9 protein-coding genes are annotated in these 17,700 nt (G+C 41.1%); 5 read left to right on the forward strand and 4 right to left on the reverse strand.

Annotated elements, in window-relative coordinates; translation table 11 throughout:
* Window positions 1-25: 25 nt before the first annotated feature.
* Window positions 26-763 carry a class I SAM-dependent methyltransferase gene (locus tag QX565_RS13865; protein WP_289293101.1) on the forward strand — a complete coding sequence of 246 codons (738 nt, stop codon included), beginning with the start codon at window positions 26-28 and terminating at the stop codon, window positions 761-763.
* A gap of 134 nt (window positions 764-897) precedes the next feature.
* Here QX565_RS13865 and QX565_RS13870 read toward each other — a convergent pair whose 3' ends face one another.
* From QX565_RS13870 to ruvA, 4 genes are read right to left on the reverse strand one after another with little or no spacing between them, the layout of a single operon-like run.
* The gene (locus QX565_RS13870; protein ID WP_221649594.1) at window positions 898-1,035 is read right to left on the reverse strand and encodes a hypothetical protein; all 138 of its coding nucleotides are present in this window, start codon (window positions 1,033-1,035) and stop codon (window positions 898-900) included.
* Between the two features lie 2 nt (window positions 1,036-1,037).
* Window positions 1,038-2,027 carry a DUF3843 family protein gene (locus tag QX565_RS13875; RefSeq protein WP_255585550.1) on the reverse strand — a complete coding sequence of 330 codons (990 nt, stop codon included), beginning with the start codon at window positions 2,025-2,027 and terminating at the stop codon, window positions 1,038-1,040.
* A 50-nt stretch (window positions 2,028-2,077) separates the two neighbouring features.
* The gene (gene sov, locus QX565_RS13880; protein ID WP_289293103.1) at window positions 2,078-9,469 is read right to left on the reverse strand and encodes a T9SS outer membrane translocon Sov/SprA; all 7,392 of its coding nucleotides are present in this window, start codon (window positions 9,467-9,469) and stop codon (window positions 2,078-2,080) included.
* A complete protein-coding gene (gene ruvA, locus QX565_RS13885) occupies window positions 9,466-10,062 on the reverse strand; it encodes a Holliday junction branch migration protein RuvA (RefSeq protein WP_195349839.1) in 597 nt (198 codons plus the stop codon). Before ruvA ends, sov begins: the two co-directional genes overlap by 4 nt.
* 156 nt (window positions 10,063-10,218) lie before the next feature.
* Here ruvA and QX565_RS13890 point away from each other — a divergent pair, with 156 nt between their 5' ends.
* The 4 genes from QX565_RS13890 (at window position 10,219) to QX565_RS13905 (ending at window position 17,216) form a co-directional block, all read left to right on the forward strand.
* Window positions 10,219-11,118 (forward strand): diaminopimelate dehydrogenase, encoded by a 900-nt coding sequence (locus QX565_RS13890; RefSeq protein ID WP_289293105.1) that lies wholly within the window; start codon window positions 10,219-10,221, stop codon window positions 11,116-11,118.
* A 157-nt stretch (window positions 11,119-11,275) separates the two neighbouring features.
* Window positions 11,276-13,294: a DUF3858 domain-containing protein gene (locus QX565_RS13895; protein WP_289293107.1), complete on the forward strand. Its 2,019-nt coding sequence runs from the start codon at window positions 11,276-11,278 to the stop codon at window positions 13,292-13,294.
* Between the two features lie 12 nt (window positions 13,295-13,306).
* A complete protein-coding gene (locus QX565_RS13900; protein ID WP_289293108.1) occupies window positions 13,307-15,298 on the forward strand; it encodes a DUF3858 domain-containing protein in 1,992 nt (663 codons plus the stop codon).
* A 7-nt stretch (window positions 15,299-15,305) separates the two neighbouring features.
* Window positions 15,306-17,216 carry a DUF3858 domain-containing protein gene (locus QX565_RS13905; protein WP_289293110.1) on the forward strand — a complete coding sequence of 637 codons (1,911 nt, stop codon included), beginning with the start codon at window positions 15,306-15,308 and terminating at the stop codon, window positions 17,214-17,216.
* Window positions 17,217-17,700 lie beyond the last annotated feature (484 nt).

Below are 17,700 nucleotides of genomic sequence, written 5' to 3' on the forward strand. Positions count from 1 at the left end.
ATCTTTGTCCAAATTTCAATAAGATATGAAAGAGAATAAATACGATGACGAGAAATTCTTCAACCAATATAGCCAGATGGCACGTTCGGTAAATGGATTGAAAGGTGCGGGAGAATGGCACATACTAAAAACAATGTTACCGGACTTCAAAGGAAAACGTGTATTGGATCTGGGCTGCGGTTTCGGCTGGCACTGCCAGTATGCTATCGAACAGGGTGCTACATTTGCTTTGGGCATAGATATTTCTCAAAACATGATAGAGGGTGCCAAAGAAAGAAATGCTTCTCCCGCTATAAAATACCAATGTATGGCTATTGAGGATTATGATTTTCCTTCCGAATCTTATGATGTTGTTATCAGTTCACTGACATTCCATTATCTGGAATCATTTGGCGATATATGCAAAAAGGTATACAAATGCCTTAGACAGGAAGGTACATTTGTCTTTTCTGTGGAACACCCGGTCTTCACAGCTTACGGTACTCAAGACTGGTATTACGATAAAGACGGAAAACCTATACACTGGCCTGTAGATAACTATTTCACAGAAGGAAAACGCAAAGCTGTCTTTCTTGGAGAAGAAATTACTAAATTCCATAAAACACTAACCACCTATGTAAACGGATTACTCCAGGCTGGATTTCATATCACCGGATTAATAGAACCGGAACCGGACAGAGAGTTATTCGGAGTCATTCCCGGTATGGAAGAAGAATTACGCAGACCAATGATGTTACTGGTTTCGGCTACAAAAGTGTACTAAAATAAAAGCACAGATGAACGCTAATTAGCGCAGATACAATTTTATCTTTGTGCAGATTAACGTTAATCTGTGTTTCTTAAGCTATACATACCGGAGCTTTATCAGACTTTTGACACAACCCCTGATTTAGTACATTATTTCACCCGTCTATTCAGTTGATTGTTCGCCTTAGCGGGTTTTGACTTTCCAATTCGTTTCCCGGTAGGCTTTGCCTTTCCGCTACTTTTAGGACGGGAAACACCAGAACGGGTATTATTATTTCTTATCGTCATAACTATGTTCCTTCGTAATATTCACCCAGAAAGTAACGGGCAATAAAATCCCAGTTCTTTCCTAATATTTCTTTTCCATTCTCAAACGGCAACCGGATATCAGGGAACAAATTCTGTTCTACACCATATTTCAACAAATCAAACGGGCAATAACCCTTATCCGTAAACAACTTATAGCCCTCTTTTACTGCCATTTCCTTATCGTATGCCACTTCATTACGCTTATCACAAAAGAAGTATGCTACGCCAGGTGCTACGAGAATTCCTTTGGGATTGGCAAAAACAACCGTATTACCAAACTCCGCATCCAGCTTATTCGGTATATCTGTCCGACTCCAATGCAAATGTTCCACAAAGAAAGTCTCCATCTGTTCATAAAGCGGGAAATACATAAGTTGCTCCCCTCCCGTAGCAGCCAAAAACAATCTCACGCTTTCCGGTAAGACTGTATCCGTCTGTATAGAAGGTATTTCTGTTCTTTCCTTCAACAATTGCTCAGAAGGCAATACCCAGTCATCGGAAGAAATTTCACAAATTGGTGCTTGTTCAAAAACAATATCCATTGCCTCATACACATTATTTGCCAATTCCAATATCTTTTCATCAAAAGGATTGGCAATGACTGCTTCATCATCATCATTTGAATTAAGCTTCCACAGTACAAAGGCAATGTCCACTTCATTTATTTCATCAGAGACATAATCTACCGGAATTTCATAAAAAGGAAGATTACGACCATATAACTTATAACATAAATCACTAAAACGTCTCCAGCCACCATCATTCGCAATACTATCTTCCAGATATATAGTAAGCAGGAGAGCGGCATTTTGTATATTTTCCGGTGTTTTATCTGCATACAACCGGGAAGAAGCGATCAGTGAAAAAAGCTCATCAGCAAATCGCAGATACCACCCATCAGTAGAGGTAATCCTTGTACGGGAATGACTTCGTAGCCATGAGGACATTGGTATCTTTCTATTTTTTATCATACTATACGTTTATTTTTTACGTAGACAAAGGTAATGATTTTCAAGACATACTATCGCGTGAGTGAGAACTTCAGACGCATACCGAAGTCAGCACTGGTCACCGGATAAGAGGAAGCAGACACAAGCGGGGTATTCTTCTGCCGGTCATAATAGAGACTCACACTAAGTAAGCGGCTGAGCGTATAATCCGCAGAGAAAGATATCTTGAGTGCTTTGTTACCACTGGTAGCCTGCGTAGTGACTTGCTGAATATCCCGGCAAAGTGCAAACTGATTACGGAAAGATACATCCGCACGCAAAGCAAGGTCATTACTTATTTTATTCTTAGAGTTCTTCGTATTACGTCCGGGGAAAAGTTCCAATCCCATAATCTTATAACCCATGCCTACCACAAAATCCTTCGTTCCACTCTCTACTACCTGATTGGCAGCAAGGCTAAGATTCAGAATACGCGTAGTCTTGTACTCCACTTTGGTAGTGATACCATTTTTAAAAGTAACATCCACTCCAAATAAAGGAGAGAATTGCTCATTGATAGAAACAGCTGAAACATCGTATATAGATGAAGGAACAGGGATACCAGTTTGTACATCATCCACAAATCCCAAATCGCCCATATAACTATGGAAACTCTGGAAAGTACTATAACTACCCACACTATAAGTACTACGATAGCCATGAGTCAGAGTCACACTCTTAAAGTACTTCTTAAAAAATTCAAGTTTACTCAGTCCGCTATAAGTTATACGCCAGTTAGGCATCATCGAGAGTATTCCCGGAAAAATATCCAGCGAACTTTTACCCGCATCCCTACCCGTATAAGCCGCCAGAAAGGCAGGTATCATTACACTCGAATTGTATTTACTAATGCTATTAAAGGTCTGTGGATAATGCTCCATTCCCGGAAGAGAAACACCTTGATACAATTGTTCTACTCTCTTTTGAATCACATCCAGATTTCCTAAGAAACGATTGAAAGAAGACGAGGAATATCCATTGGATGGATTATGACGTTCAAAAGAGCTACCAATCGTTATAACAGTCATATTAAAGTTACCACTCTGTACCTCAGGCATTCCATCGTACATAAATTGTATGGAGCGGGAATCATTACGTGTACGCCCTGCATTAAGGTCTATCTTCAAATCACGCAGAGGCTCCAGAGTCATGCGTATCTGTAGATCTTCCTGGGCATTAGTCGTAGCAGGCTCTATATTAGAATTATTCTGAATAAGCCAGTTATTCCGGATTGCCTTATCAATATAATCATCACCTGTCATACCAAAAGCAAAATCAAGACCGGGAGCGAAACCGGAACTCCCTCTCGTTTGCCCAAGCATATCCCCTATTTCGGGCTGGAAACCCGGTAAAGTCATAGCATATGTATTCTTATATGTAATGCTTACATTACGCACCATCATAGCAACACGTGCTGCCGATTGTGCAATTTTATACCAGGGGTTATCCTCTGGCTTCGGCCCTTGGATAGCCGTCAGCTTCACCCGGACACTGTCTCTGGTTTCAATACGAATCGTGTTAGCATCTATCACCTTATAGCGGATAGGATAGCGATCACCATCAACCGTCAGTGCTGAAACCTTAGGCTTTTTCGAACCTAAACTGTGGCGAACGGTTATAGTGGTATCTTTCTTCAACTGTATCTCTTTCTCATACCGTTTAGGCTTTGCTTTCTGACGACTATCGGGACGACGCGTCGAAGAGGTAGTAGCAAAACGGCGGTTAGTCTCTTTAAGAAAAGGTACCTTATTATACAGAGTCTCCAGATTGAGACGGCCATTCACATCAAAAGTCCGTTGGTTTGCAATTGTATTACCCATTTCTTTCCCATCAGCTAGAGAAACACCACGATCCCAGCTATAAGAAGAATTAAAACGCGTATCTGCTGTCATCCAGTCTGTAACAGGGAACTTATCAAACGGCAATTTATACGTAGCATTAAATGTCTGTTGATAATCAATCGGACGTCCGAAACTAAGCAGACTACGCCGTATTGTATCTTTCTTTGCTTCATATTCATCCGGTTCGAGTGTTCTGTTCACTACTCCGTAAGGTTCTTCTATCTCAGCATGGGTAGCTGATGTGAAGTTCATACGAAGATTTTTAGTCAGATCCCAACGCAAAGAGAAATCACGATTCCAAAGAAAATCCTTTGCCACACTAACAGGTATTTCCGCCGGATCACTCAAGTTCTCCATATCACGCAACTGAAGCTCATAGTAATGCCGGTTCATATCTGTATTGAAAGAAATATTCTGCGGCAGATAGCTTAAGTTGAGTTCTTTAACGAACTTCATCCATTTTGATTTACTCTTCAGTCCTTTGAACGGTTCCCAGGCTTTATACACAGGTGCATAATTGTAAGAAAGCGCTCCACGCCAGTCCGTTTCGTTCTCATAGACAGTAGTACTACCCTGATTATGTCTGTTCGTGCGACTATAGCTCATTGTGAAGTTCCCCGGATCATAAGGCATCGGATTCTTACTGGTAACTCCCACACGCATATTACTCAAACTAAAATTCTTATAGGTCGTTATCGTATTAGCGATATTACGTAATGAATCTCGTTCGGCATTTGTAGACAAAGCATCCAGCGCATCTTTCAACAGCATATCCTGATCCAAGGGATTATACTTGGGAGAAGTCTTCTCACGGGAATATGAAAAATAGACCGGAGCGGTAAGTTTCACAGCCTTCGGGAAAAAACGTCCCAACTCAAACGTAGTAGTAAACTGATATTGATAATAATCATCCAGGCGACGTTCGCTTACACTCTGTTCCAGTCCACCAAAACCGGCAGTCTCTACATGTCCCGCCATACTGATACTTCCAAGATCCGACAACTGCACATTCATATTTCCCTGTGCTGCCCAGCCACCCTCTTCGTCAAAATCGGACAGACGCAATTCGTTTACCCAGATTTCGGCCGATTTCTTGGCGCGTGAATTATTACGCACACCAATCATCATCGTCTTCACCTCTGCAAGTGACGGATTACCTATGATACTTACCTTATTGGCTGGTTTGTCGGGGTCATATTCAGAATAAAGCTTTCCATAACTTACCCCCGAAAGCGAATTATTCTTTGTTTGGTTGCGCTTTTTCTTTATGTCAGTAAACACAGAAAGTGCAATATCCAACATATTGTCTTTAGGCCATACTATCAGTTTATCAACATCTGAGTCTCCATTATAATTGCCTGCCGGAGTTAGCTTCAACGGGATTTCGTATTCATAAAAGTTAGAGCTATAATCGGAACCCAGACGAATGAAAACAGATAATTCTCCGTCTTTAGGGTCAGTTACATCACCTGTTAAAGCCCCGGCATGAGTGAACATCTTCAACCGGCGGTACTGGCGCATATCCATTGTAGAATTTTTGTAAACAGCACGTGCATCACCCGGCGCAAGGTTTTCAACTTTCAAGCTCATAGCCTGTTCATTTTGCTGACGCAACTGTGGTTGTCCCGGATCAATAACACGACTAATACCCGGAGGCATTACATAGTTAATAGGTGTCTTATCTCCATTCTCTTCAATATTAACAGTTGAAACATCCAAAGTACCTGTCACTGTAGGTGCAGGATTTTGAAGGTTATATAACGGATCTGTATACGTACGCCAATCACCACGCACCAGTTCAAGAGTGGCAAAACGCAAAATTACAGGTTTAGAGAACCCGGTAAGGAACATACGCATAAACCGTATCGACTTGAAATCTCGGATACTTCCGACAGGTGTACCGCTGCGCACAGGCACTTTAAACTGATACCAGGTCACCTCTTCCGTTTGGCCGTTACGCAATTTCACTTTAGTGACACGCTTATCGGTAATATTGTTCGTACCCACTTTCAATTCAGAAGGAGTCAGATGAATACGATACTGGAAATATTTTTCTGTTTCCGAAAGTGTATTATCTTGATTAATATCTTCTATATCAGGAGAAGTCTTAGCAGCCGTCGGATATCCCTCAGGAGAATCTTCATTAGCGGCCGAGTTCCCTTCGGTATTATTGATATATTTATAACGTTCGAGAATACTCTTCTCCTCAGCATCGTAATCGGAACCCCGGAAATAATGATATTTATCACCTGCAGGCGACTCGTAGAACTTTTCAAAAACAGAAGCATTCAACTTTGGCCGGATTTCTTCCAAATACTTAACATAAGTAGGATAGGCACGTTCATCTTCTACCGAAAGTCCATTCAATCCGACATCCTGTTTTTTACGTGCTCCTGCCGTATTATCAAAAGCATATACAAGGCTACGATCTTTAGGAACACGCCCCCAGTTTGTATAGTCTACTTTTGATTCATCACCATCAATAGGCAAACCATTTTCAAAAAACTTCCTACCATCTTTCAGGATATCCTCAGATACATCTCCTAAATTAAGATACAGATATCCGCCCTCTGTTGTACTCCGGGCGTTTTTTCTACGCGTATTATCCGCTCCCGGTTCATCTCCATCTGCATAAATAAAAGGATCGAGCAACCAAAATTCAACATATTCAATATTGGCCTTCTCAAAATCGGTTGTTTCAATCTTACGCATCATACCTCCCCACCGCTTTTCCGGTTCCAGCAAGTTACCATTTTCGTCAAGGTCTCTGTCCAGATTGTAAGGGCCACGTTCCTGAGGGTAATAAGCCACATTCAATATAGACATAGTAGATGCTTCCATATTATTCAACTCCTTTTTAGGATACAGCTCAGATTCGTACACCTCACGGACATAGTGATTGGAGAGTTGATCGAGGTCATTCTTAATGTGTGTCGGAGTAAGTGAAGAGTTACGGCGCGTAAATAATCCGTCGATATGATACCATGCCAATAAAGCACGATTCTTTCCATAGGGAATACTATCAGACAATCTCGATTCGGGAAACAATTCGAGATTATCAGGTCCCGTTGCCTTAAAGGGCGTAGAAGAGAGTTGCCAATACAAAGGCTGATGCAAATCGATACCACTTTGTGCACTCTCAAAATCATCTATATAAGAAGAATTGTCCTGCAATCCTCCCCCATGTCCCGGAAGAAGCTGAGCAAATTCCAATCCGAGATTAATATTGGAAGGAGCAGTAGCCTCCACAAACGGTAACTTATCTACCATATTAGTTAACCATTGGCTCTCACGTTTCCAGGAGGTATTCAACCCCCACAAGGTGTTCGATATAGGTTCGTCTCCCATAGCCACTTTGGTAGTCAGCGGCTTCTCTTTCAGATACATCACAGTACCTCCGAACTGGAAATCAGGCGAAAAATCATACGTAAAGTTCAATCCCAACATTGTCTTACGCTGCATATTATAAGACGTATTGCTTTCGAGATTTACACTGATAGGAGTCCCGGCATCAATAATACTCTGATTGAGAATCGTAACTACTCCCATTGTATAATCAACCGAATAGTCGGAATTTTCAGTCAGTGTCCGTCCACCGGCCGTAACACGTACCGATCCCCGTGGCACATTCATCGAACCAAGACGTATTTCATTGGCAGACGAAGCACGATATTCACCTTGTAAACGGAATTTATTCTTCTCAGCCAACTGACGCGCTACGGTAAGAGTAGAGTCATATAATTCCTTGAAAACATATTTCTTAGCAATGTTCGGATTATCAAATTTTTTCTCCAGATACGATCCAAAAGGCTCTACTACCGGGAAAAAGATACGGCCATTCTGTGCATTAACCGTATATCCCTCTACAAAATCGAAAAATCCGTCACCTCCGAGCTGATTCTTACTATTCAAGCGATCCAGATTCATTACTTTAAGTAAAGGTATCTTATTGATCTTACCCTCCGGAATATAACGTAAATAAACTCCGGTGGTGTCACTCAGATAAGTGATATTTAATGTAAATTTTTCTTTCTGTACCTGATAGGCATTCAGTGAGTAAACGTTCTTCATCATCAAGTCCCAGCAAGCAGCATCCGGAGAGTTGGAAGTATTTTTTAACAGTTTAACGAAAAGACAGTCGGACGTCTCCTTGATATCGGATGAAAATTCACCGACCTGATAGGTCTTTCCATTAATAGTATAATCAAAAGCTACAGCAAGTACTTCATCTGATTGTAGAGTCTGTTTTAAAGAGATGTAACCTAAAGTAGTATTCACCGTATACTCCGAGGAGGTCAACAACCGGGCCGTCTCTATCTTTTCATAGTTCATGCCGCTTTCCATCCCAGGAATTGATCCTATCACAGAATTTACTGCACTTATATTACGTGCAGCACTATAGGTGCTTGTCATCTGCTGATAAAGATTATTATCACCATTAGCAGGTGGAAGGGTGTCCTTAGAGATTGCGATCCACGAAGCTCCCTTACTAATATAGGCTTGAGACTCTCCTAAATCCGTAAAAGCTACAATATTACGCGGGTTCTCATAATTACCTCGTTTATTCGTTACCCAAACCTCAACCCGGTTAATTTTCACTCCGGAAAGAATATTAGGTAATTGTGCCATATTACGGTCATACCTATCACGAAAATAGTGTGCCAGAAAGAAGTGACGGTTCTCATCATATTCATCTGCTGAGAAATCAAAAGGAATGGTCTGTGCCCCTCCTTTACTATTAACGGTTTTTGATTCACTCTCCTGCTGGCTGATCACCGTTTGCAACTTTAACTTTCCGAACTGCAAATCGGCACGTACACCAAACAAAGAGGTAGCACCACGTATCAGCGAGTTACCGGTAGTCATACTCACGTTACCCGCTTCAAGCAGTTTTATTATCTCATCCTCTTTGCCCTCATATTTCAGTTTCAGTTTTTTACTATCGAAGTCAAAAGTAGCGTCCGTATTATAATTCATGTCAAGGTTTACCTTATCTCCTACCTTACCGTTGACATTAATATTAATTTTCTCATCGAAATCAAATCCCCAGGTTTTACGCATACTTTCAGGCAAAGTAGGGTTCTGAACATTGTTGTACTTTACTCCAAAACTGAGTTCAGCACTTCCCTGAGTACGAATCTGAACACCACCCGGACCAAATATTTTTTCAGCCGGACCAAGATTAAATTTCATATTCGTAAAGTCAAACTCCTCTTTTCCCTTAGAAAATACGGAGTCATTACGCTGACGGTAGTAATTCTGCATGGAGCGTTTCATACTCCAGTCTAAGTACTCAGCGGGAGTCATTATGATAGGAACGTCCATTTCCTGCCCACCGATAATAGTACGGATCAAATAGCGGTTAGTCAATGCATCATACTCTACCTTTTCCTCAACAATGGGCATAGGTTGCAGTATCTGCGCTGCAACAGGCAAACTACCTAAAAATAAGAATAATATGACAATGAAATAATATACCAATGTACTAATATGCCAATGCGCCAATGTGCCAATGAGTCTGCGATATAACAGCACAGCACATTGGCACATCGATACATTGGCATATTGGCACATCATTCTCATAATCTCTTCAAGGCCAGTTTTATCACTTGTTCTACAGCAGCATCGGGTTCTTCCTTCAAAATGGCAAGTACTACCTTTTGTGAGGGAGCCGCAGCAAACCCAAGCATCGTCAGTGCAGCAACAGCTTCTTCCTGTATTTCGGTATTCATGGCAGACAACAAAGTACTCTGCCCTCCCCCTGCTACAGGGGCAGCAGTCTTTATTTTGTCTTTTAAATCTACAATCACACGCTGTGCAGTTTTCAATCCGATCCCCTTCACCGTCTTCAGCAAATTAGCATTCTCCGTACTGATAACATTAACCAACTCCGACGGCGAAAGTGCCGAAAGAATCATTCGTGCCGTATTGCCACCAATACCAGATACAGAAATCAACAACAAAAAGAGTTCACGTTCCTGCTTGTCAGCAAAGCCATACAGCACATACGCATCTTCGCGAATGGCTTCATAAATATATAGTTTACAAGTGTTTTTCCCTTGAATCGCAGAGTATGTATTTAATGAAATATTCACGGCATACCCCAAACCGTTACAATCGATTATTGCTGTTGCCGGACTAAGTTCGGCAATCTCGCCTTTGACGTATTCTATCATAATACTTTATTAACGCACGCGCACGACAAATATTGTGCTTCACTAACCTTGAGTAACAAAAACTAACTTTAACAACCATTTCACCGGTAGAAACAGAAAAAATGATTATTTTTGCAGCATAAAGAAAGAAATATGTTAAACGAAACCCATAAAAGAATGAAAAAAGTAAGAGCAGCCATTGTTGGTTATGGTAATATTGGCCGTTATGTACTGGAAGCCCTCCAGGCAGCCCCGGACTTTGAAATAGCAGGTGTAGTTCGCCGCGCAGGAGCTGAGAACAAGCCAACCGAACTAAACGATTACGCCGTAGTAAAAGATATAAAAGAACTGCAGGGAGTAGATGTAGCTATCCTTTGTACCCCTACCCGCAGTGTAGAAACATACGCCAAAGAAATTCTGGCATTAGGAATCAATACAGTAGATAGTTTCGATATTCACACAGGTATTACTGCGCTCCGCCGTGAGCTCAGCGTTTCTGCAAAAGAGCACGGAGCTGTATCTGTCATCTCAGCAGGTTGGGATCCGGGTAGCGACTCCATTGTACGTACTATGCTGGAAGCTATTGCTCCCAAAGGTATCACTTACACAAACTTTGGTCCGGGCATGAGTATGGGACATACCGTAGCAGTAAAAGCTATTGACGGAGTAAAAGCCGCCCTTTCAATGACTATTCCTACCGGAACCGGAATCCATCGCCGTATGGTATACATCGAGCTGAAAGATGGCTACAAATTTGATGAAGTGGCTGCTGCAATCAAATCTGACGCTTATTTTGTAAACGACGAAACTCACGTACAACAAGTACCTAACGTCGACGCACTTCTTGACATGGGGCATGGCGTAAACCTGACCCGTAAAGGTGTATCCGGTAAAACACAAAATCAGTTATTTGAATTCAATATGCGCATCAATAACCCTGCCCTGACAGCACAGGTTCTGGTTTGTGTTGCCCGCGCTTCTATGCGTCAACAACCGGGATGCTACACGATGATTGAAATTCCCGTAATTGATCTTCTCCCGGGTGACCGCGAAGAATGGATCGGCCACCTGGTGTAAATAATAATAACCGAACTCTACATTCATGCAAAGGGATTGCTCAAAAAATGAGCAATCCCTTTGCTTTTTACTCCTTTTTTACAAAAAAAATACTGAAAAGAACCGTTATTATGTCTTTTTACATATATTTGTAATATTAACAAAAACACAAATAATTATGAAATACACACTAACTATACAATTTCTGGTATTCTTCTTCAATTTGCACATTTCCGGACATACGATAGAGCCGACCTTGAAATTTGGAAAACCATCGGATAATGAACTAAAAATGACTGTTTACGAACCCGATACCACAGCAACAGCCATTGTATTATATGATATAGGGAAAAGCAATTACAGATATACTAATAATGAATTCGTACTTATCACACAACGTAGTGTGAAAATAAAGATACTAAAGTCAGAAGGCAAACAATATGCCGACATCAATATCCCCTATTACGCACCGGAACAAACATCAGAGAACAGAGATAATATCTATGATCTGGAGGCCTATGCCTACAATCTGGAAAATGGTAAACGAGTAAAGACAACCACTAAAAACAACTTTATCGTACGAGAGCGCATCAATGAACGGTATATGCAACTCAAGTTTTCCATACCTGCCGTAAAAGAAGGAACCGTTATTGAATATCGTTATAAACAGGCATCCGATTATTATCTTCAACTGGAAGACTGGGTGATGCAAACAGAAATTCCTACAATATACAGTGAATACAGTATCCTGATACCCAATATCTTTATCTTCAACATCGAAATGCAAGGCAGAGACCGGATAAAAGTAAAAGAGAAAGATGGTGGATACACAATAGAACATACTACTTTAGGAGGATTGGGACAAGTCAAAAAAACTCTCTCGGTACACGCACGCGAACTCACCTTTACTGCACACCATCTTCCGGCATTACCCAATGACGAAGAATATATATGGTGTAGCAATGACCACAAGGTAAGTGTTTCTTTTGATCTGCAAGGAGTGAAACAAGGCGAAAATTATAAGTCGTATACTCAAACCTGGGAAGATATTGATAACTTCTTACTGAAAGAAGATTTTGAAGATTTCGGCCAGCAGCTTTTCCTATTTAATCCTTACCGTGATGAAATGGCGGCATTACAACTAACAGATATGCCATTTGAAAAGAGAGTAGAAGCCATCTTCAAATTACTAAAACAGAAAATGACATGGAACGGAGAGTACAAACTCTATAGCCCCGATCTTAAAAAAACGATAAAAAAAGGAACAGGAAGTAATGCCGACCTTAATTTTATCTTTATAAATATGTTGCGTGATTGTGGCATTGAAGCATGGCCCGTAGTATTACGTATGCGTAATACGGGAAGACTTCCCATTCATTATCCATCCCTACAAAAACTAAACACTTTTGTAGTGGCTATACATACTGACAAGCAAAAGAATATCTATCTTGACTGTTCTATGCCGGAAGCTTTCCCAAATGTATTGCCCGAAAAATTAACCGTAGAAAAAGCCCGTATCATTAACAGATTAAGTGACCAAGAAAAGTGGGTAGACCTCACCCGGATCCCTAATAATACAATTAACATGACGATTCGTGCGACATTGACACCCGAACATCTGCTCAAAGGAACACAAGAAATTAAACGTACAGGTCATTTTGCATTCGACCGTATCAATCAGTACAGACAAGCTAAAGATAGTATAGATTTCATCAGAAAACATGAAACCCAAAATGATTGCCACATAATAAATTATACACAAAAAGAGATTAATGCAACCAATTCCTCTGTTTACGAAACTATAGAGTTCACCCGAAAAGCAGACAATACCAACGGAGAATATTTGTATATCAATCCGATGTTATTTACGCACATCAGCAAAAATCCTTTTATACAGGCAGATAGAGTAATGCCCATAGATCTGCCTCAAACCTATATGTACACCATAACAAACACCCTCATATTACCTGAAGGATATCAAATAGAAGAGATTCCCAAAAGCCAGATATATATCACCGAGAAAAAAGGGGTCAGTTGTCATTATTATGTAGAGAAAGAGGAGAAAGTTATCCGACTGAAATATATGTTCATAGTGAAACAGCTTCACTTCGAACCGGCAGAATATCCTAACTTACAAGCATTGTGGGCCGCCACTGCCGAAAAAAACAATGCACTCATTGTACTCAAAAAACTTTAAAACATATAAGAAATGAAGCGCACACTATTCATTGTTATCGCCTGTTTCATAACAAGCGGTATTTGTGGACAAGAGACAACGATCCCAGAGGTTAATACGAAATTCGGAAAACCATCGGATGAAGAACTCAAAATGACAGTTTATGAACCGGACACCACGGCCGCAGCTGTAGTACTCTGCAAGAAGACGAATGTTTTCTATGATGTTGTCAACAATGACTTCCGGATCAACTACATTTATGAAACTAAAATCAAAGTACTCAAACCAGAGGGAACCTCTTTTGCCGATGTTGTTATACCTTATTATGAAGATAAGAAAGGAAGTTCCATGAAAGAGATAGTAAGTCAGATAGATGCCTTCGCCTATAATATAGAGGAAGGTAAAACAGTACGTACGAAGATGAAACGGGAATTCATCTTCAAAGAACGGCTCAATGACAAATACATGCAAGTCAAATTCTCTGTTCCTAACGTAAAACCGGGAACCGTCATTGAATACAGATATAAGATATTATCTGACTTCTATTTCCATATAAATAACTGGAGTGCCCAACAGTCTATTCCTGTTCATTATACAGAATATGATATCACCGTGCCCGAATATTTCAAATTTAATTTGGACATGCACGGAACAGAGCGACTGCAAACCGAGGACGAAACAGTTGGCGTCAATCTCGTTATCGGAGGACAAGTATTTCAATGTAACGGCCGGCATTTGTGTTTCAAAGGTAACAAGCTACCGGGCCTGCATGATGATAATTACGTCTGGTGCGTAAAAGATTACGGTACACAGGTCAATCTTGAACTGAGTGGGCTTGATTTTCCGGGAGCACTCTATAAATCATTTACCCAAACCTGGGAGAACATAGATGAAGCATTACTGAATGACAGTGAATTTGGCGGACAACTTAAAATACAGAATCCATATCGGGAAGAAATGGCTGCCTTAAACTTAGATAACTTAAAAAGTAACGAAGATAAAATAGCTGCTATTTATACTTTATTGAAGAAGAAAATATCCTGGAATGAAGAATATGCACTTTATGGAGGTAAAAGTAAAAAAACAGTAAAAGAAGGTATAGGCAACAATGCCGAAATCAACTTCATCCTAATGAGCATGCTCAAGGATGCGGGTATTCCCTCTTTCCCGATAGTTATGAGCCGTCGCAGCATGGGAATACTTCCTTATGCACACCCTACCATACAGAAACTGAACACCTTCATTGTAGGTATAGCCAACACAGACAGTACACTTGTCTATCTGGATGGTTCAGTAACCAATGGCTACCTGAATGTACTCCCTCCCGTGCTAATGGTAAACCGGGCACGGGCAATAATAGGAGGCCGCCAAAGCAGATGGGTCGATTTGAGTCAAACCTGTAAAAATCAATTACGCTCCATGGTAAGTGCAGTAATCAGTCCGGATGGCAAAATATACGGTAGCCGTAACACAAGCTATATGGGACAATATGCCTCTGCCTTCAGAAAAAAATATCAGACAGCCAAAGACAGTACCGAATTTGTAAACGGACTGGCATCGAAAGAAGACGTGAAAATAAGTGTATTCAATGCACAAGGTATCAACAAATTCTCTCCGCAGGTCAAAGAGACTATCATATTTGAAAAACAGGCTACCGTTAACGATAACTTCATTTATTTGAATCCGCTTGTATTTCTGCACACAGAAAAGAATCCCTTCACTCAAACCGAACGAAAGCTTCCTGTGGAATATCCCCATGCAGAACAAATCACATTGTCCGTTAATCTGACCATACCCGAAGGATATGTAGTAGATGAACTGCCGGAGGCACTACAGGTAAAAACAGAAGACGGCCAAGGCATGTGTCGTTACAATATTGCCGTACAAGGCAATAAGCTAATAATCAATTACATCTTCAATTCCAACAAATTGCTTTATCTACCAACGGAGTATCCCGGGCTACATCACTTCTGGAAAGTAATAGCAGAAAAGAATAATGAAACAGTAGTACTAAAAAAATTGTAAAGCGATCATGACAAGAAACAAATTATACAGTAGTATTCTGTTACTCTTGCTTGTACCATTTGCCATGCGGGCGCAGGTAGACATTACTCGTGACGCCTACTCCGTTGTACAAAATGCCTCCACAGAGATCATCTGCGAATCGGCTACAAGTGCTCTGCAAAAAGAAAGTTATACTATCACCATTCTTAATGAAAAGGGACGGGATGCTGCACACTTCTTCTGCATGTGTGACAAGTTTCGTTCTCTGCGAAAATTCTCCGGAGAGATTACAGACCCGACCGGTAAGGTCATCCGTAAAATTAAGAAATCGGATTTACAAATGACCGAATACTCTTCGGGGCTAACCAGTGATGACTATACCTATTATTACGAGTGTAACCTCCCACGCTATCCGCTTACGATAAAATATGAATGGGAAGTGAAATGCAAAGATGGGCTAATAGCCTATCCGAATTTTGTTCCTCAAAAAATGTACAATCAATCGGTAGTGAAGGCTGTATATAGCCTCCGGACTCCTCAAAATATGATTACCCGTTACCGGACAATCAATACTCAGGCAAATGTTACACAAAAAACAATGCCGGATGGAAACACCCTCACAGAGGTATCTATGGGACCGATAGCCGCCCTCGAATATGAACCATTCGGTGCATCACTATCCGAGCGTATCCCCCGGATTTATTTTTCGCCAGGGCAATTTACCTTTGATGGCACACAAGGAGATATGAGTACCTGGCAATCATACGGTGCATGGCAAAACGGCTTACTTACGGGACGTGACCAACTGGCCGAACCTATAAAAACAAAACTGCACGAATTAACAGTCCATTGTACAACTCCCCGCGAAAAGGTACAAGCCATCTATAACTACCTGGCTACCACAACGCGCTATGTGAGTATCCAGTTAGGTATCGGAGGATTGCAGCCCATTGCAGCAGCTGATGTCTGCCGTGCAGGTTTCGGCGACTGCAAAGGATTATCCAACTACACCCGTGCTATGCTAAATGAGCTGGGAATCTCTTCTGTATATACTGCCATCAGCACGGATAATGAACGGTTACTGCCCGACTTTTCCAGTGCCAATCAGATGAACCATGTCATCCTGCAAGTTCCACTCCCCGGAGATACGCTTTGGCTGGAGTGTACCAATCCGCAATTACCTTTTGGATATATACACAGTGACATTGCCGGACACGATGCTCTCCTCGTTACACCGGACGGAGGTAAACTTTACCGGTTACCCTCCTATCCCGATTCACTTAATACACAAACAACAATTGCCCGAATCACGCTTACCCCCACCGGAGGGGCCAAAGTAAAGGCTTGTGAAACCTCCTGTCTTTTCCAATATGAAAGCATGATAGGCATTACCCGACTTGACCCCGCCCGACAAAAAGATCATTTGCGCTCTAATATCAATCTGGTACAGGCAAACATAAGTGATGTACAGATAACCGAGAAAAAAGATGCAATCCCCCAGATTGATCTGCAATACGTGGTGGATACCGAGCAATATGGAAATAAGACAGGCAACCGACTATTTATTCCTGCCAATATCTTTCGTAAGGGTTTCACCACGCCCGAACTCAAACAACGTATTCAGGACGTTCATATCAACTACGGTTATCTGGATACAGACAGTATTCTTTTGCAGATACCGGAAGGATATGCCATAGAATCTCTTCCCAAAAGCTATAAAGCGAAAAACAAATTCGGCACCTTTAGCTCTTCTTTACAGGTGAAGGGTAAGGTAATATATATTGTACACCGTTTATTAATGCACAAAGGCGTTTACCCTAAAGAATCTTATAAAGATTTTCTTGAATTTCGCAAGCAGATAGCAGGACAATACAATAGTAAGATTATCTTAAAAAAAGAGGTGCTTCCCGCACAGGGAGGTGCGCCAAGCGATGGTTAATTGAAACTCTGTGAAATTCTGTGATTCTATGGTGAGTTTAGTTCATTAGAATCTATTTTGTGCAAAATGGTGTTTGTCATTACCATCAGTTTCTTTTTCCGGTATCAATAAAGCTCTGTCTCATAGAGGAACGTATGATGCCTCGGTGGGCAACGTTGTTTTAGATGTACATGTAAAGCAGTACGACATGTACATGTGGGACAGTACGACATGTACATGTGGAGCAGTGAAACATGTACATGTAAAACAATACTGCTCACCGGGAAAAGGAACGTTCCTTTCTGAGAAAAACAAAGTACGACACCGGGCAACGGTGACGATGTCGTTTAGGGACACTTCCGCTACCGAAAAGATATACCCATAATCTTCGTTACTGTACGGTTTTGAGTGTATTTCACCACAGAGTAACACAGAGTTCCACAGAGTAGTATTTATCTGATGAAACGCGGATTAACACAGATGAACGCAAATTAAAAGACTGTAG

It is taken from the genome of Bacteroides sp. 41_26, assembly GCF_949740115.1.
GTDB lineage: Bacteria > Bacteroidota > Bacteroidia > Bacteroidales > Bacteroidaceae > Bacteroides > Bacteroides nordii.